General features: G+C 49.7%; 12 protein-coding genes. 9 read left to right on the top strand and 3 right to left on the bottom strand.

What is annotated here, in order from left to right; translation table 11 throughout:
- The first annotated feature begins 119 nt into the window (after positions 1-119).
- On the top strand, positions 120-881 hold the full coding sequence (locus TU73_RS12815; protein ID WP_057012521.1) for a subclass B2 metallo-beta-lactamase PFM-2: 762 nt from the start codon (positions 120-122) through the stop codon (positions 879-881).
- A gap of 32 nt (positions 882-913) precedes the next feature.
- Here the strand turns inward: TU73_RS12815 and TU73_RS12820 are convergent, their stop codons facing one another.
- Genes TU73_RS12820 through TU73_RS12830 form a run of 3 tightly spaced genes read right to left on the bottom strand, consistent with a single transcriptional unit; the run spans position 914 to position 3,484 of the window.
- On the bottom strand, positions 914-1,396 hold the full coding sequence (locus TU73_RS12820) for a hypothetical protein (RefSeq protein ID WP_083355390.1): 483 nt from the start codon (positions 1,394-1,396) through the stop codon (positions 914-916).
- The gene (locus TU73_RS12825; protein WP_057012523.1) at positions 1,393-2,247 is read right to left on the bottom strand and encodes a winged helix-turn-helix domain-containing protein; all 855 of its coding nucleotides are present in this window, start codon (positions 2,245-2,247) and stop codon (positions 1,393-1,395) included. The genes TU73_RS12820 and TU73_RS12825 overlap by 4 nt, the downstream gene beginning before the upstream one ends.
- Positions 2,248-2,287: 40 nt before the next feature.
- Positions 2,288-3,484, bottom strand: a complete 1,197-nt coding sequence (locus TU73_RS12830) for an EAL domain-containing protein (protein WP_156421221.1) — start codon at positions 3,482-3,484, stop codon at positions 2,288-2,290.
- Positions 3,485-4,181: 697 nt separating this feature from the next.
- Between TU73_RS12830 and TU73_RS12835 the strand changes: the two genes are divergently transcribed.
- From TU73_RS12835 to TU73_RS28960, 8 genes are all read left to right on the top strand, one after another.
- Positions 4,182-4,874: a hypothetical protein gene (locus TU73_RS12835; protein WP_057012525.1), complete on the top strand. Its 693-nt coding sequence runs from the start codon at positions 4,182-4,184 to the stop codon at positions 4,872-4,874.
- Positions 4,875-5,052: 178 nt separating this feature from the next.
- Positions 5,053-5,736 (top strand): DUF1120 domain-containing protein, encoded by a 684-nt coding sequence (locus tag TU73_RS12840; protein WP_057012526.1) that lies wholly within the window; start codon positions 5,053-5,055, stop codon positions 5,734-5,736.
- Between the two features lie 326 nt (positions 5,737-6,062).
- On the top strand, positions 6,063-12,155 hold the full coding sequence (locus TU73_RS12845) for a TcdA/TcdB pore-forming domain-containing protein (RefSeq protein ID WP_057012527.1): 6,093 nt from the start codon (positions 6,063-6,065) through the stop codon (positions 12,153-12,155).
- Between the two features lie 323 nt (positions 12,156-12,478).
- Positions 12,479-13,192 (top strand): DUF1120 domain-containing protein, encoded by a 714-nt coding sequence (locus TU73_RS12850; RefSeq protein ID WP_057012528.1) that lies wholly within the window; start codon positions 12,479-12,481, stop codon positions 13,190-13,192.
- 92 nt (positions 13,193-13,284) lie between these two features.
- Complete coding sequence (locus TU73_RS12855; protein ID WP_057012529.1) at positions 13,285-14,073, top strand: fimbria/pilus chaperone family protein; 789 nt, start codon at positions 13,285-13,287, stop codon at positions 14,071-14,073.
- Between the two features lie 48 nt (positions 14,074-14,121).
- A complete protein-coding gene (locus TU73_RS12860) occupies positions 14,122-16,644 on the top strand; it encodes a fimbria/pilus outer membrane usher protein (RefSeq protein WP_082642602.1) in 2,523 nt (840 codons plus the stop codon).
- 10 nt (positions 16,645-16,654) lie between these two features.
- Positions 16,655-17,254, top strand: coding sequence for a DUF1120 domain-containing protein (locus TU73_RS12865; protein WP_057012531.1), 600 nt, complete (start codon positions 16,655-16,657; stop codon positions 17,252-17,254).
- Between the two features lie 280 nt (positions 17,255-17,534).
- The gene (locus TU73_RS28960) at positions 17,535-18,155 is read left to right on the top strand and encodes a hypothetical protein (RefSeq protein ID WP_156421222.1); all 621 of its coding nucleotides are present in this window, start codon (positions 17,535-17,537) and stop codon (positions 18,153-18,155) included.
- Positions 18,156-18,560: the final 405 nt, after the last annotated feature.

Genomic DNA, 18,560 nt, shown 5'->3' on the forward strand with positions numbered 1-18,560 from the left:
TTCACGCTTATTCACTTCGCGATAGCTGGGATTTGCCTGAACCTATGGCGCGCCCTCACTGCTGATCAGAAAATGTGGGGCATGCCCCTGTGTTGTATAACTCATTCCCTGAGAAACTTATGAAGCTTATTAATATCCTGTCAGCCATCAGCCTGGCCTGCATCACCTCCCAGGTCTTCGCTAACCAGAGTGACTTGACCCTTATCCACTTCAAAGGCCCGCTCTACATCGTTGAAGACAAGGAGTATGTGCAGGAGAACTCAATGGTCTACATTGGCGAGCAACACATCACGGTTATCGGCGCAACCTGGACCCCCGCCACCGCTGAAAAGCTGGAGCAGGAAATCAGGAAAATCAGCCCCCTGCCCATCAAGGAGGTGATCAACACCAACTACCACACCGACCGTGCGGGAGGTAACGCCTACTGGAGGAAGCTCGGCGCCAGTATTGTCTCCACGCAGATGACTTATGACCTGGAAAAAAGCCAATGGCGCAGTATTGTCGACTTTACCCGGCAAGGGATGGAACACTATCCGGTCCTGGAACAAAGCCTGCCGGACCAGGTTTATCCGGGCGACTTCGCCTTGCAAAACGGTCATGTTCGAGCGCTGTATTTAGGCGCGTCTCACACCGAAGATGGGATTTTTGTGTACTTTCCAGAAGAACGTGTGTTGTATGGAAACTGCATCCTCAAGGAAAAGCTGGGGAACATGACGTTCGCCAATCGCAGCGAGTACCCGAAAACCCTGAAGAAATTGCAAGGGCTGATCAGCAGCGGTGAATTGCCCGTTGAAGCGATTATCGCAGGACATAACTCACCGATACAGAGCGTTGAGTTGATTGACCATTATCTGAACCTGCTCGAACACGGCGAGCAGTAACATCTGCGGAAATTTTTCCAGTGCGGGTGAGCTCAGCGTGATGAAATATCGCGACTGCGCTCGCTCCCCAGGCACAATACGCGCTCGAGCTCTTTGATATAAAAACACGGCGTGTCCGGGTTCAGGTCTAATTTATAAAAGGTCAATTGTGACGCATAACTGGATAAATAAGCGTAATTAAAGGCAACGTCTCGATCCCGCACTGACATGCTTCTAAGCAGCTCATTGCCGCTTACTGGATTAGTCATAAATCTTGCACTACCGAAGAAGTTATTAACCAGCTCAAACGAAAACTTCTGGCTATCATGGTTGATTTTCTCAAAATCATGAATTTGATTGCCATGCGACTGGAGCCTGATCAGCACATTTAAGATTTCACCACTGCTCATGATCATCGAGCCGGTGGTGAAACAAGCGCCTTTAAGTACATCTTTACGCGATGCTGATGAATACATCAAATGCAAAACCACGAGTAACACGATGCCCATCAATAGTCCAACCCTGCGTTTGCTCACTTCAGGCACCTGTCTAACTGTTCGTCGGTCAAGAGGGCCAACTTCGAATTATGCACTGAAACAAATTCCACCGTGCTGCCACTGATGCAGAGGATTTCGTAAAAGCTGTGCATCGTATTTAAAATCACTGTGCCGGGCACTTCCAACAAACTCTCCATGCGCCGTAGCACCGGTGCCATGCTCACTTTTAGCCTCTCGACTTCCGGCGTATTTGCACCGGTGTACCACACGGTCAGCAAGCCCTGCGTGTCTGTTTCTTTGACGAAGTCCGGCTGCAGCCAAAGGGTCCAATCAATCCGCCAAAGAAAACTCATCGCTAATATCAGCGTCGCTGTCATCAAGATATTTTCAGTGCTTAGCCGGCTTCTCAGCCATGAGAGCCTAACCTGCGGCATTTCCGGGCTTGGTGCGGCGCCCAACGTTAAAGGAACCGGAGCGCTCATGTCGCTAACTTGCCCGGGCGCAACCAAGAACTCAGAATTGAACTGGTAACCCCTTCGCGGAATAGTCTGAATGATCTCACGATGCTCATCATCGGCCAGCAGCTCCCGAATCGTTGAAATAGCCTGGTTCAGGCTGTTCTGCCCAACGATACGGTCAGGCCAGCCAAAGGCAAAGATTTCATCGCGACTGACAATGGTGTCTGCCCGGTCAATCAGAATTTCCAGGATGCGACTGGCACTGTACCCAAGCTCAACTTTGCGCTGGTTATTACGCTCATGAATAACCAACGTATTGTGCGAAGGCCAAAATATAACTTGCCGCCCTTCAGAAGCACACAGAATTAATACTTTTTTAGCTTCTGCTTGAATACCCTTATCGCTCGACGTCGGGACAATCGATGACTGCATGCTCTTTTCCTTGCAATGATAACGGTGAGTACCTATATCTTTAGATCACCCGGTTCATATCCGGATGAACTAATGAGAAATAGCCATGCACCAAGTCTTCCGCAGTCAAGTCCTTTGAATAAAACCAACCTTGGGCGGTGTCTGCCCCTAAGGCAAGCAGACGCTCCACTTGCTCGGGTGTTTCAACCCCTTCGACGATTACGTTGAGTTTGAGGTGTTTGGCCATATTCAGTAGATGAACCAAAATCGTATTGGCGCGTCCGTGGTCTTTTTTGCTCACAAAGCAACGGTCAATCTTAAGAATGTCCAGAGGCAGGAAAGCCAGATAAGACAAATTTGAATAGCCCGTACCGAAGTCATCCAGGGCAATCTTATGGCCTTGGTCGCGTAATTGCTTCAAATGCATGATGGCTTCGCGCTTATCAAGTACGACACCCTCAGTGACCTCAAATACAATGCGTGACGCGGGGAGACGATATTGACTCAATAATTGTTGAACAAACGCAGGGAACGTGGGGTCGGATACATCTTGAGAGGACAAGTTTATATTGATATAAAACTCATCACATGCCCATAGCAGGCACGAATAATCTTCAATAACGCGCTGACAAATCCAACGGGTTGTCAACGGCATGAAGCCGGATCGCTCGATCAACGGAATAAACACCGCAGGGCTTATCGCCTTTCCTTTATGGTTCCAGCGTAGTAATGCCTCAGCGCCGACCCACAGGCCAGTGTTCATATTCACTATCGGCTGATAGTGCACGCTCAACTCACCGTTAACCAAGCCTCTGTAAAACCTTGCTTGCATCGAAAAGTAATGCGTATAGACCGAGCTGAAAGCCTTATAGAGGCCCATAACGGTACATACTCCAGCAGCCACCACAAACAATAAAATACAGTACTTTATAAATGCGTAGGCTTTAGCCAATAGCGAAGGCCACTCCTCACCGGTGGCCTGATAGTTACCTAGCGCTTTCAACTCACTGAGTATGCCAGGCTCAAAACCAGAGAAGTTGCCATTGCTCAAATCGACAATATTACTCAGGCGCTCAAAAACGTACATTTGCGCCAAATGCTCCGCCGAGTACAGCGACGCCCAAACCATCAGTAATGCGGCGATCAACCAAAGCGCGACATGCGCGGCTGCTCCCTGAGACCACATTGAAGACATATAATTTGCCCATGAGCGCTCAACAGAACGCCCACGCTTGAGAACGCGCTTGATTGCTTTCACGTATCAACCTGTTAGGTAAAGTCGTTTCTAGAACTGCGGGGCTAAATCTGAATAACACTCACAAGCGGGCGAATTAAGTGAACCCGGTTGTTTCATGGCTACGATAATGATTTATTGACTGCCCGATTTGAATACCCAGCATAAAGCAGATTGGCGTAGAGGCGAGGTGATGAGTGGTGAATTCATAATTATTCACCCGCTTGATCTTACTATAAGCACAGCCTGGATGCCGCGGCGGCGCGCGAAGGCCACCCATCCCACCCCCCTCATGCGTGGATCTCGGCAACATCAAACAAAGGGGCACCATTCAACAGGTTCCGAAAGTTATCGCTAAGCACTAGAGCCCCCCCTCAATCTATCGATTGAGCCCTTAAGGCACGAAGGCATAGGGGCAGCGCGTGCTGCCCTGCCTCGAACGCTCAGGGCTAGAGCACCTGAACAGCCACAAAAAACATCACAAACTATGAATTCATAGCTATTCACTCTAACTTGGCAAAGGTTGGCCTTACTCTTTGTTCGTCATTGCTACCTGACGGAATCAGGGATGTATGACCCTACGCAGACAAATAGATGAACGTAGCGGACGTGACAGTTAGAGTAAAACAGATTGGCAACGGATTGGCATTCGTCACACACCAGTTATAAGGCTCAGTGAATAAGAGCCTTTGCCAATTTTTGACACATCGGAGCAACACCCTTGAAGCAAATCTACGTAATTTCCGCCCTTGTCCTCGCTATGGGCTCTTCCTTCGCTGTGAATGCTAAAGACGCACAAACAGGCAAGGATGAAGAAACTCTGCATGTCACAGCCAAAATCAATGCACCCGTGTGCGATTTTGAAATGGCCAATAGCGGCGAAGTTAAATTTGGCGACATCGCCCCGGGCATTTTGAATGCAACCGCCGTTACCGCAGGCGCTATTGTTCCGGTTGCAGGTGCCTTCACTGTGAAATGCACAGGCAAAACCCTAACCAGAATCGAAGTAAAAGATGCTTACGCCGATGCCCTGTGGGCAGGTCAGCACAGTTCATTGTTTGCTCGCCGTCACGGACCTTCTGCTCAATTTGGTCTGGTCGATGACATCAGCCAGCAACTGGTAGGTAGTTACATTATTACGCCTACCATCACTACAGTAACCGACGGCGTTAGTGCAACAAAAAACCTCCACGTGCAAGGCGGTGGTCATACCGGCGTGTTCCTCAGCACCAAAAGTGACAGTGTCCGAGACCAGCAGACTCTGGTGCTGCAAGATGGCAATGGCTTTTACACAAACGACATAACCGTTGATTATAAAATTGAACCTCAGTTCCTGCCCCGCAACGACTGGAATGCATCAAGCGCTGACGTCAACATCGTCGGGGAAGTAGCATTCTCAATGGTTTATCTGTGATTCGTTGGTGATGTGTAACTACCTGACAGGAATTCAGGTAAAAAACAACGTGTCACCTCTATAACGTAACACTCACAGTATACGTAACGGATCGGCAACGGATTGGCATTCGTCACACCCCAGTTATAAAGCTCATGCAGTGAGCCTTTGCCAATTATTGATACACCGGAGCACTACTTTGAAGCAGCTTTTTGTTATTCCAGCACTCGCCCTTGCCATGGCTTCCCCCCTTGTTGCCAATGCTGCTACAGGCCAAACAGGCAAAGACTCAGAGACTATGAAGGTCTCTGCTTTTGTGGCTGCACCTATTTGCGATTTTAATTTGAACGACAGTGAGCCTGCCAATTTCGGCGTAATCGAACCTACAAAATTGACATTGCACAGCGTTTACACCCTGCCAGAACAACAGGTCACCATGACTGTTGATTGCAAGGGCAAGACACTGGTCCGAATGACAGTCGAAGATAAGTACCTAGATATTCTGCGTGCCAAAAATGCCCCTGGCATGCGTCATGACGCTACTCGACAGTTTGGTCTGGTTGATGTATCCGACCCAGCTGAGACCAAGTTATTTGGTAGTTATACAATTGAAATCAAAACACTCAACGCTACCATCGATGGCGCTGTCAGCCAGCCTGGCATGAGTGCCGCTGGGCGAGGTAGAACAAATGAAATATTCTCCAGTAAAACCGCAACAGGCGTAGAGCCAGAAACCATGGTGTTCGGTGATGGCAATGTCTACGCAAATAAAATTGACGCCGTATTCAATATTATTCCTACCATCCTGCCTGCTTCCACGCTTGATCTTGGCCGTGACGTTGACCTTGTCGGCGAAACCACCTTCAAGATGGTTTACATGTAATCACATGGCTTAAAGCTAGCGTTACATCCGTTTGGCCTGCCACTAATTGAATGATTAATGGCAGGCCTTTTTTATGCCTGTCAGTTTTACCACCCAACGCACAAACGGCTGAATCCTGATCTTCAACCAATGCCTTGAGTATCTATTTCCACCGCCCTCTATTTTGTTATTCCCCAACAGGTGCACTGTGCAGTCCGACAACAGTGCATGAGACAACATGAATCCAAAATAACAAGGGTGAAACACAGTAATTTCACTATTAACCGCTTGTCATCCATGCCATAAAAACAGCCGCCACACGGCTTATTAATTATATGGAGTTAAGCATGCACCCCACCCCATACGGTCCGGATACCACGGGCATTCATAACAAACTGTTCAATAAAAAAAAATACCTCCATACCGTCTGGGTGGGAGGCCCTCTACCAGTCATTACCCAGTCTTATCTAGGTGTCTGGAAAACGGTTGATCCAAAGAAAATATATACACCCACCACGTGGGTAGATACCGACAACATGTTGGTAGCGCTCTACAACAAGGCCGTCAAAACACTTCGTACCGAGCTTCTTAACACCAGCCTAGAGAGCAACCCTACCTGGACAGCAGTGGAATATTATGAAAAAGCCGTGGTGTTTGAGAAGAGCATCAGAGAACTACACCCACACAGCAATGACGAGGAGCGAAAAGACACTATCCGGCTATTGGCCGACAGCTTAAGCCCCTCAAAAAGAAATGAATATGAACACCAGATAGACATCATAGAACATGAAAAGAGCGCGATTATTAAAGGCCACAAAAATAAAAAATATCAGGAAGTATCAGGCCTCTTTGAAACCTTCTCGAAAAAAGAGCCCGTAAGAGGCAAAAAATTACGTGCCATTTATAATAAAGAACTCAACGATCGGGGCAATCTGGCTGCGGCATCAGATCTAGTCAGGTTTATAGCGCTCCACGAATATGGCGGCGTCTATATCGACATGGATTTATTACCCACTCTCAATTTGGATTTAATTCGCGGCACCGACCTATTCCCCAGCAAACACGTAACGGATCAGCACACACAGATTACGTCAGAAGAACCCTTCGACAAAACTTACGGCGCTGATATTTATATTGAAATTGAAAAATTTCTCACCCTGCCAGGTTCAAAGACCACAGGTTTGCGAAGTCGTTTGAATGAAGATCAGATAGTTTTTATTCAAAACCACATGAACAGTAATCAACTGTTTAACCCCTTGGACTCTTTAAGCTCTGGGGTTTTCCATATAGCGAATACCCGTGATGGCTACACCAACTCTCAAATGGGGTGTGAAAAATCAAACCTCTTCCCTGACAGGATGTTTGATGCCTTTATTGACGGTTATGCCATGCTGGAGATGTTCAATGGAAAATTGGGATTCCCCGTCACATCGACGACGCTAACCCACGAGGTGGAGAACGACATTGACAGGCAATTTGGGGAGCGCGACATCAACTTCGCGATCATCTCAAAGCTTAGAAACTATTATCAAGACTCCATTTTTCCAAGGCGGCCTATAGAAACCGCCACGCTGGCCCTGACCGGTCCAGGAATTATTGGCACACTTATCGGTCGCAGTGATACAGGTGCCGCAATCATCCACGACACCTCCATTGCCAGCCTGAATACGGTCGAAGAGAAGTTCAGTTCATGGGCAATAGAACAAGATGTCGAGCTCGCCTTTGTCCTCGAAAAATCTAAGCTTGGTATAGGCTTAACACCCCAAGAAACCCACGACACACGCACTGAACTGTTCGATAGACTCGATTCCCGAACATCACTAACCCCAGATGCGATTAGTTTCCTCCAGCGCCTTGATAAGTTCTCCCCTGAAGAGGTGCAAACCCTCAAAACAGCGGCGGCGCTGTCTGACGCTTACCTAGCGCTCAGCACACATGCAGAGGCATTGATTGATAGCCTTGCAGGCGTCGGCATTGAGCATTGGGCGCGCCCTTCGGTCGAACAATTACACGCCCTTGCCGAACAGCACGGCGCGCCAGAATTTGACAGCTTCCACTATGAAAAGCAGCTGATCGTTCAGTTACAAGGCGATGATGTTTGCTTTCAATCGGCGCAGAACTTATTTAGCAAACACCCCAAGCAAAGTGAGTGGCTGCAACTGGGCGATACGCTCACTCCTGGTGTGCTCACTTGGTCAGAGGCGGAGCAAACGTATCGCTACGCGCCCCCGCTTGTACTGGAAAATGAAGGTGCTGTACGCATTACCCTGGTTGGGCACGGCACCACCACAGACGGGACTCCCGCGCTAGGCGGGATGAACCTGGAAAAAATCATCCAAACCTTGAGCGGTGTGTTTGAGTCCGCAGGAGGTCATCTTGCAAAAGCAACCAGCCTCAAGCTCAACCTTGTCGGCTGTGCGCTGTACGATGCTGCGCGGCCCATTACCGACACGCTGCCAGGGCAGGTTACGCAATGGATGAAAGGCCAATCAGAGACGCTGGGCATTGCCCGTGACCAGTTTTCAATCGTGGCCTATCAATACCCGCTTCGGGTGACTGAAAACGGTAAAAAAGAAATCTACTTCAATGGCCAGTGGCTGGACAAAGAAGTGGCCGCCATTGAAGGCTTGCTAACCAAGGTTGAGCTGTCGTGGGACGCTAGAACCGGCAGTATTATCAAGCAGCCCGTCAGCATGGCGGAGATTACAGAGGCCGCTCACGGTATTGATGCAACCATGAAGTCTTTTTCAGAGTTAGGCGCTGCCTCTCAGGAGCAACTTAACGTGCTCCATGAAATGAACAGCCAGCAAATACGCGAACAACTGTTCCTTCAAGACAAACCGGCGTCTTATCGAACCGATGTGGAAAAGAAAGTCATTCAAGCGTTAACCCTCACCAACTTAAGCCAAGAGTGGAACGAGGCAGCCGCTGATTTACACGCCAGCAATAACCTCGACAAAGAGTGGCATGCTACCTTTACGACGCGCCCCATAGAAACAGGGCACGAGGTGTTGTTCGTTCACGAAACAACAGGGGACCACCAGTGGCTCCCTACCCAAGAGGACATATTCAAAGCATTTGGATCGCAACATGAGCAACTCAGCGCACTGCTGGGCAGTACGCTGCAACTGGATCCGGCGTCTGGTCATATCAGTGCCAAACCTGGTATTGGCGAAGCAGAAGCTATCCACACGCTCAATGCCGCATTTTTGCTGCAAGCCATCATGGGCGAACACGACACAGCCTTGGCCTGGTCTTCTCAGTTGCAAAACTATGTTGGCCTGATTCAACCCTCATTAGGCCTGGTTGAAGATGTTGCACACTTGGCCAGCCTGGTTACAGGTGCAATGAACATCGAAATCAAGCCATTAACCCAAGCGCTGACGCTGCTACACGCCGCGGCACCTGCACTGAGTGTTGCTGGGTTATTTTTGGATGCAGCTAATATCGTCGGCATTATCGGCGACCTGGCCAACACCAAAGATCCAGTTGTCATTGCTACCAGCAGCACCAACCTGGTATTGGCAGGGCTGTCTTCCGGGGTGAATGTCGCCGCCATCGTTACCAGTTTTATACCGGCAGCCGCTGGTGCCAGCGCACTTTTGGGCCTTGTTGCCGTTCCATTGGCAGGCATCTCCGCGGGTTTGCCCGCAGTTGTCTCGGGGTTCAGCACTATTGCCAAGTCATGCCAGGACACCTTTGATGAGTTTGACCACGTGCAAGCGCAAATCGCAACGCCATCACAACTGCAAATAATCGGTCCCAAAGACGCCACGCAGCCGCTATGGGGGTTTGCTGAAGGCGCGGTGGTTACACAGATCAACTTCCAGAACAACACCGTGCAATACGGCAACGTGACCATGATGGGCACCCAGCCCGGCTCAGGGTCGGGCCATACCCGCGTGGGTGGCTTCGACAGTTACTTCTCTGGCCCGGCACTCGACACTCGAGCCAAGCTGGATGTGTACGCCGGTTTAGGGGTCAATCCCAAACTACAGCCCATCAACATGGCAGACACTGCGCTGCTTTCTCTGCCCTCAGGTCTGAACAAGCACTACACGTTTGATTACGACTATTACTCCTTTCACCGAGGCGCCGCCGCACCCGCACTTAGACGTTTGAGCGCTTACCACGGCAAAGCGTTGATCTGGCATTTCAATGCGTTTGTTTCTGATTACGCAGTTTGCCACCATGCCTTTAAGGCATCCGTGACAGCAATCAATGTCACACTGGATCACAAGAATCGAACCTTGATCCTCCCGGCAATTTCAGACGATGACGCACGAAGCAAACTGTCCTATCACATGGTGGGCGCCGGCGGAAAATACGAATTGATACTGGCCTATAAGCCACTGGCCATTGAGATTTCTGCCAGCCCTAACGCCAGCGAGCAATGGACTATCGATGTCGAATATGTACTCAAAGCCACCACCATCAAGGATGGCAAGGTCGTTTTAGGGGGGCTGCAACCGGCATTACTCAAAACAATGAAAGTCAGCTCATCAGAGCTGCGTATTGGCAATCAGCGCATCACGTTTGCGACTAACCACTCGCCCAACGAGCTATTGCTACTGTGCAGGCTGGATCTACCCGCACAGAGCCCAACCCAGCAAAAACTGCTGCAAAGCCTGAGCCTGGGTATAAACGTCAATCTCAAAACAGCCAAACAGCAACCCTTTCTGATATTTGCAAGCGACGGTGTTCAACCCGTGCGGGCGCAGGTATTAGCCGCTGCCGCGAACGCTTTAGAGTTAAGCGGTATTCTTCCAATTCTGGTCAATGGCAAAAATGGCTTGCTCAATATCAGTGAAGCAAGTGCTGTATGGGTCGCCAGTGCAGGCCCGAACTCAATCTGGTTTAGCCAACATACGATAAGCCGTGAATTTAGCATTCCGGGCAATGTTCAACTGCTGTCCAGCGCACATGACATTTTGCTGACCACTACCTTTAAACCAACCACCCCCCAGCAGGGGGATATGGCATTTACTTTCCGGCCTGAGTACAGCCACGCCGACATCAACTTGGTCTTCAACAGCGCCGATGTCGATGACCACGTTGCCATCAAAGAACTCGACAAACTGTTAGACGCCCCCTTTGAGGCCAAACACTTTGTGGGTTGGATTAATAGCATCTCCGGCACCGCTTGCAAACTAGAAGCGAGTGCATGGCGTCTAGCTGAGGATATGCCCTTGCGGACAAAAACAGCCGCAGGCAAACAACTGGCTTTTGTCTACAAAAATCAACCCGCACCGGGTAGCACAATGGGCCACTGCGTCTTGACGTCAGCCCACTGGCTAGCGCCAGACATAACGTTTACCTATTCAATGGCCCCCGCCCCGGTGTTCGTTATAAACGCAACCCATGTCACCACACTCGTGCTCAGCCCAGCCGATATTGACCTTAAATGGCGCGCGGCAAACACAGAGCTGATACTGAACGTCAGTAGCAAAAAAGCCACTTCAGCCCTCACATTGCCTCACGAAACAACCCTCTACTCAAAAACACTCATCCTGATGCCAGAGAACAGTGCATTTGAACTGACCCTCAGCGGCATACGGTTTACAAAGGATATGTTCCGACTGGTAGGGCCTGACCTGGCGATTCAATATGGCGCAGGCAGCATGCTGGAGATTGCAAATGCGATCAAACCGGGCGTGAAATTGATCATGCACTTTGAGAACCGGAAAAACGTGACCGTCGACGACATTATCGCCGCGGCGTTCATTGACAGTGAGTTTGCAATTAAGGAGGTCAATAAATACTTCACGCTTGAAAACATCACAACAGCTTTTGAACGTGAAGATAAAGTCATACAGTTTACCGGCCCGTCTGGCCTGAACTATGAAATGCGGCCCAATGAGGATGAAGTGTCCATCCTCAAAGGATTTCTGTATAGGCGCGTGCTCACCGACTACCAGGGCGCAGAAAACATCACCTTGGCCCGTGCCGAAACGTTTAATTATATTCCAGCCATTATTGCAATTGCCACGCACCGAGCGCTGTTCAAAAAAGCACTTGTATTGCAATTGCAGAGTATTGGCAACACTGGAAACCTGCAGCTGTACTGGTATAACAGACAACTGACATTCTCAGCTATTGAAATTCAGTCCCTGATAAGTCGGAAGCTACTCACAGTGCTATCAAACAGCGGCTGGGTGGGCGGATCGCATGTCTATGGAAAATGTACACTTGATATCAGCGGTCTGTACGCAACGCCACAGTGCGCTGTCGATTTGATCGGTGCGCTTGAACGCGCGGAGCTCTCGGAGCTTAGCCCTGTGATTGCTAAATGGTTGGTCTCGTTGAAACTACGTCCTGCCGAAAGCGCTATCAACGCTGGGATTTTAGCTGAGCCTATTGCTTATGAAGTTAATGAGCAGCTGGCCTATCAATCAGGACAACCGCCTATGCTGTCTTGGGAAACAGTCATAAAGCCTTAAAATCTCGTAACCCCGCCCTCCACGCCCGCCTGTAAAAAGGTCGGGCGCGTCTCGGTATTTAGCCTCGCCCCCTCTATTTCAAGCCTCTGAAAGCATCAACAACAGTGAATTCACATCTATTCACTCCGGGTATTAGCGTTTGCTCGTTATGCTCTGCGGTGTCACTTTCACCTTCAGGGACTACAGGTCTGTGACCCGGCTCTATTTGATGCAATATCGAGAGCAGGCTTAACGTAAACGGATTGGCAAAGGATTGGCTTTCGTCACATAAGTTTAAGGTTCTTACAACCTTGGCCAACTTTTGACACACCGGAGCTGCACACGTGAAACAGGCTTTTTTGCTATCTGTCCTTGCCCTTGCTATGGGTACGTCAACCTTTGCCAATGCTGCGTCTCAACAGACAGGCTCTGATGAGAACGAAAAACTCAAGGTAAATATCAATATCCGTGCACCGGTCTGCAACCTTATCTTAAACAGTGGTGCGAATGTCGAGTTAGGCATCATCAACCCAAGCCAACTAAGCAAAGATCACGCATTCAAACTTCCAGCACAAAAAAAATTAAGCCTTAATGTCGACTGCGAGGCCAAGGCATTCGTGTCCATGAGCCTTGTCGATACCTATGCCAATACGCTGCTTAACGGCGAACACAGGATGATGCACGGCGGTGTTGGCCCCTCAACGCAGTTTGGTCTTGTTGATGCGAACAATAAGGATAATGTGTTAATCGGCAGCTATCGCATGCTGATGACTGATGTTCGTGATACGGATAACGACCGACATTTCAACCTGAAAAGTGTGAACAACGGCTTCCGTAGAGACCAACTCTTTCAGTCCAGTATTAATGATGATAACAGAGCGCCAGATACCATATTTTTTTCCGATAAAGATAAATCAGAAACGCTGCACCCTTCAAAAAATCTGGTTATCGAATTCGACCTATACCCTGAAATACTGCCCACTGGCAAGATCAATGCCGAGTTGAATACCGTCGTTGATGTTGTCGGCGAAACAACGTTCAAAATGGTTTACCTGTAAGTCTTTGCAGAAAGCCAACAAACAACGTGCACGTTTGCTATCGCGTCGATGGTAAACGTGCGCATGGCCTACGCAACATCAGCCATCGCACCATGACTTATTTGCTCTTTGAGCAGATTAAGGACACCTCAACAATTAACGTTTTAGCACGTCAAACTATAGGCTCCATTATGAAAACTTGTTTTAAATTCCCGTTATCTTTCACCGCACTGTTATTCCCTGTTTTAATGTTGGGTTTTGCTCAGGCTCACGCCAGCGGCATGAGCCCGGATAGAACCGTGCTCCTGATTGATGAAGGTCAAGGCGAGGCAACAATCAATGTTACCAATACGGACAAAGGGCCTTCGTTGTTGGTCAGTGCCGTTTACAACTTGGACAGTGATAACGAGGACATCATTGTGGTGAGCCCGCCCATGGCTCGGGTAGAGGCAGGAGACACACAATCGGTTCGCTTTATTCTGGAACAAAAAGAACCCTCCACCGTACAACGCTTGCGCCGTGCGACCTTTGAGGGCATCCCGCCCAATAGTGATTCAGGGTCATCAAAAGTGGGCATGACGCTGATGCATGACATGCCTGTCATTATCAGTCCAAAAGGATTAAAGAAAGACCTGACCCCATGGAAAAACCTGACGTGGACTTCGGCGCCAGGAAAGTTAGTGGTTAAAAACCCAAGCCCTTATGTAATTCGATTGCTGCCTGTTGTGGAACTGTTGCCCGGCGACCAGACCGTGACGCTGCCCAATACCTATATTTTGCCGGGCCAAACGTTGAGCCTTGATCTGCCTAAAGATCAGCGCACTGTCGCGACCCACATCAAAATTAAACCGGCCAACTTGCACGGTTACGCGGCCGACCCGTTCAGTGCACCTATCGAGTAAGTGCAGTTTCCCTTAGCAACTGACACTCGAGCACTGATTAAAACCAACATGAATGCATCCGTTTACCGAGCTCTTTTGTTACGCCCTGCTGCACGCCTGATTGGGTTTGTGTGCGTCAGTACCTCGGTACAGGCTGCCGTTGCCCAAACAGTAAAGCCTGACAGCGGGGCAAGCTCAGTCAAAGAAATTACCTACGACTTGGGCAGGCTCAAGGGCCGGAAATTGGACCCCAAACAGGTGGCATTCTTTTCGCGTTCTGCACGCTTCCTCGCAGGACGCCAACCCGTGAGCTTATTCGTAAACAGTAGCCGCAAAGCCGATATGATCGCCTCGTTCAATCACGAAGGGCAGTTGTGCCTAAACGCCGAATTGTTGGAAAACGCCCATCTGATAACACCTGAAGGCGCATCCGATAAGGATGCAGCCTGCGACTCAGTCGAGGGCGTTGACAGCCTTGGTTTTTTGTCCCGGTTCCCAAAAACCGTCGTTGACCTGCGCCCAGGAAAATCAGAAGTACACCTGATCGTGCCAGTCAATGCGTTGCGACCTCGCGAGTCTGAGGATCGCTATTTCAATCGGGGCGGCACGGCGGCCATGCTCAATTACGAGGTCTTTACTTCGCAGAGCGAGTCCAAAGGCAACATCAAGTCGTACCAGAACGTGAATACCGTGGCGGGGCTCAACACCGGTGATTGGCTATTTCGCAGTGGCCAGAATTACAGCACCTCGACCTCCGGTGGCCAATGGAATCATCTGTATGCATATGGTCAACGCACCTTCAGCGCCATCGACTCTACCGTTCAGGGTGGCCAGATCAACATTGCCAACTCGGTTTTTTCAGGCATTGCACTTTCCGGTATTCAAGTAGTACCCGAAGACAGCCTGCGACTGGGTGCAGGCGAAAGCCCGGTGCGCATCGAAGGCATGGCACGCTCGCCAGGCCGGATTGAAGTGCGGCAGAACGGCAATCTGATTCACACCTCAGTGATTGCCGAAGGCCCTTACTTATTGACCGACCTTGCGCTCAATAAACGCCTTGATGTGCTCGTCACCGTGATTGAAGACAACGGCTCAAGAAGCTCATTCACATTGCCAGCCTCAAGTCTGGACGGCAGTGCGTTTGACACAACGCCCGGCTACTCATTTGCCGCCGGGCAATATCGCTCGACCGATGATCAAAGCGAAAAACCTTTGCTAATGAGTGCCAGCGGTACTTGGCCCGTGAGTCAAAGTACTCAACTGACAGCCGGGGTATTGGCCAGCGCCCACTACCAGGGGCTCGCGTGGTCGGCTGGGTATCGGCTAACCCCAGAAACCACCTTGGCCATGTCGCAGTCAGCCTCCAGCAGCACCAAACTGGGTCAGCGCGGCACCCAAATCAGCGCCTCTATGTCAACCCGGCTACACAAGAACGTGTCCTTGGGGCTGAGCACTACGCAACAAACCGAAGGCTATCGCGACTTTTTGGACAGCGTTTATAACGCAGACGACGTTGAAGACATTCTTGAAACCAGCGGAGCACTAAAAACTGTTGACGGCTTTAAAAGCCAAAACCGTGATCAGTACGGCCTTTCTCTGGGTGTGGGGAATACCGTTGTTGGCAACTTCAATCTGTCGACCTCTTACTCGCGCACCTTTGACAATCAAAGCGCACAAAACCTGTCTGCCTCATGGTCTGCGTCTTACAAACGTGCCACTTTCAATGCCAGTGTGCGCAAAAACATCGGTAACAGCGCCTACGACAACGGCCTGACCACCTCACTAAGCGTCAGTGTTCCTTTCGGCGACAACATAAGAACCTATGCCAATGCCGACAAAAACGGCACGCGCAGTGGCGTAGCGCTCAACCAAAAGCTCAACGAGAGCGTCAACTATCAGCTTCGGGCTGATCATGACGACTTCACCCACCGTACCAACTTTTCAGCGTCGACCAGCCTGTTGCCGCGCTACGCGCAAGCCAATTTGGGCTATGCCAGATCAAGCGAGGGCAGCACCAATTACAACGCACGTCTGACCGGTGCAGTGGTGGCTCATGGGAATGGCGTGACATTGTCACCCTACCCTGTTGACGACACCTTCGGCGTACTCTCGGTAGGCGACTTGGCCGGGGTAAAAGTGATGACCCCGCGCGGGCCAGTATGGACTGACATGTTTGGTCAGGCCATCGCTCCTAGCCTTACACCTCATCGTGAGAGTCAATTGGCAGTCAGCGGGGCATCACTGCCGCGCAATGTTGACATCAATAATGGGATAAAAAAATTGAAGGCCAGCCGGGGCTCGGTTAACCACATCAAATTCGACGTCAGTACCACACGGCGCACCATGCTGGTGGTCACAGACCCCCAAGGCACGCCGTTGACCAAAGGGCTCGCGGTCCAGAACGAACATAAACAGTACGTCACAACCACTATCGGCAACGGCAAAATTTATTTCCCAACCCTAGAGCCGGGTACAACGTTGAACATCGTCCTCAACGAAGAACAAACCTGCCAGGTCCGTTATTCACAACCCAAGTATGCCGATTTGTCAAAAACCATCGAAACCATCGAAGCAACGTGCGTGGCTATTTAAGGTGAACACATTGAGACCAATACTGAGCACACTCACCACCCGGAAAGTCTTCCAACACCTGTTGCGAGCATTGGCAGTCCTTGCAGTCTTGGGTCTTGGGGTGGTTAAGAACCCGACACATGCACAGCCGCAATGCCAGCTACAGCTCAACGAAACAACGATCGACTTAGGATCCTTTAGCCGCGACCAACCAACGCAGATCCCGGGCGTGTCCTTGCTGAGCCTTGGCAAAAGAACGATCAACCTGACTGCCAGCTGCGGCACAGACACCGTAATTGCCTTGTCTTTTAGGGCCTCGCAAGGCAGCGAGGTGGGTTATCGCTTCGCAAAAAATGGTGTCTTTACCTTGAAAATCATCGACGCCCAACTGGATGGTAAACCGGTTCGGTTACGCACACTTGACACAACAACCCCTACTTCCAACCAGCCGCTTCTACGACCTGGAGATAAACTTGCCCCCTACTCAGGGCCAGTGCTGGCATCGGGTGAACACCTGAGCCTACAAATCGAGATCGAAACGATGATTGATCGTGAAGGTACTCGGGTGAACGCAGATGAAGAATTAGAAGGTATGGGTCGCTTTGAAGTGCATGCCATACAGCCCGATTAAAATCTAAAAGCTGGTAAATAATTTCATAACTCGATGGGCGATCGGGAAATACCGCGCCTTAATCTAGCGAGACTACCGATTTGGATGGCCATGCAAACAATCATCAAAACCGGGCGATCCACCGCACAAGAGTACTGCCAATCAACTTATCAATAAATTCTAACGAGCTGTTAACAAGTAGACAGCAACCTCTCAAAACACAAAGCCCACCTGTTAATTGGCACATTTAAATCTAAATAAATACGAGCTGCTTTAAGCCCCTACCTAGACGAAATAAATAATGATTCCAACAATAACGAGTAAAGATACCACCACCACACGAAAATCCATCACCTCTATTCCGAACATTGATGAGAGTAATATAATTAGTCTATTAAAGTGCCCAATTGAATGTTCAGATATCACACCTGAAACGCTAATACAGGAAATTGTTCTAGAAAAACGCAGCTTGAAACCATCAGCACACTGGGCGCTGTATGTGCCCTATCGTACAGGCACCCATTATGTAAAAGTAGACCTTAGGTCGGACACCTATCAACTTTTGTATCATGCGACACTGCCAAAAATCACCGACAGCATCAGAATGTATAATTTGAAGCTGGATCACCCAGTACCCCTTTCATTTATCTATAACGCGGCCTATGAGCTGGCCAAGAAGCACGGCGAATGGAAAGGCGGCGACGTATATAACTGCCAGGACTTTGCAATCATGCTAATGGATAAGTTAAATATAGAGGGCAAAATGCTCAATAGGTTTAAGGATGAACGGACTCTCGCAAAAGACATCTATCTTTGGTGCGCGAATGTGCGTGCCCAATTCAAAACTAAGGACACTTATACCACGAGCATTGATTCCGAAGCCGATGCCCGTTACGCGGAACATGAGAGACTAAGATTCTAGCGTGTTTAACACGGCTAAACGCACACACATTTCAGTATGTTTACGCCCCATAAGGGGTTCTATATTGAGTACACCGCGATACACCCGTGGGGTAATAACCTCACGGGTAAACATCCCGATCAAGAAGTGCATGTTTAGTATCACCGTCTGCCGTAGAAATACGAAACCCAGCGACAGGGTGTTTACTCGACACTGAAACGCTTCGAAATTTCAGGGGTGTACGTCTGGGAGCGGGCCAGTGAGCACGCAAGGGCATCGGAAGCTGCACCCTATTAATGCCATAACTTAACTTCGCGGCCGGCCACACACACTCACCCGCATGATAGAAGTGATGAGCAGGCCTCACACTTTGCGAAATGTAGGATCTAGCTTATTCGAACGTCTGATTTGGGTGACTGGAATAGA

This window comes from Pseudomonas libanensis (genome assembly GCF_001439685.1).
In the GTDB taxonomy this organism is placed as follows: domain Bacteria; phylum Pseudomonadota; class Gammaproteobacteria; order Pseudomonadales; family Pseudomonadaceae; genus Aquipseudomonas; species Aquipseudomonas libanensis.

What these genes read in the sequence shown, in the direction of transcription:
- TU73_RS12815 (WP_057012521.1), top strand. Translation starts at nt 120, where the DNA reads ATGAAGCTTATTAATATCCTGTCAGCCATCAGCCTGGCCTGCATCACC.
- TU73_RS28960 (WP_156421222.1), top strand. Translation starts at nt 17,535, where the DNA reads ATGATTCCAACAATAACGAGTAAAGATACCACCACCACACGAAAATCC.
- TU73_RS12825 (WP_057012523.1), bottom strand. Translation starts at nt 2,247, where the DNA reads ATGCAGTCATCGATTGTCCCGACGTCGAGCGATAAGGGTATTCAAGCA.
- TU73_RS12855 (WP_057012529.1), top strand. Translation starts at nt 13,285, where the DNA reads ATGACTTATTTGCTCTTTGAGCAGATTAAGGACACCTCAACAATTAAC.
- TU73_RS12845 (WP_057012527.1), top strand. Translation starts at nt 6,063, where the DNA reads ATGCACCCCACCCCATACGGTCCGGATACCACGGGCATTCATAACAAA.
- TU73_RS12860 (WP_082642602.1), top strand. Translation starts at nt 14,122, where the DNA reads ATGAATGCATCCGTTTACCGAGCTCTTTTGTTACGCCCTGCTGCACGC.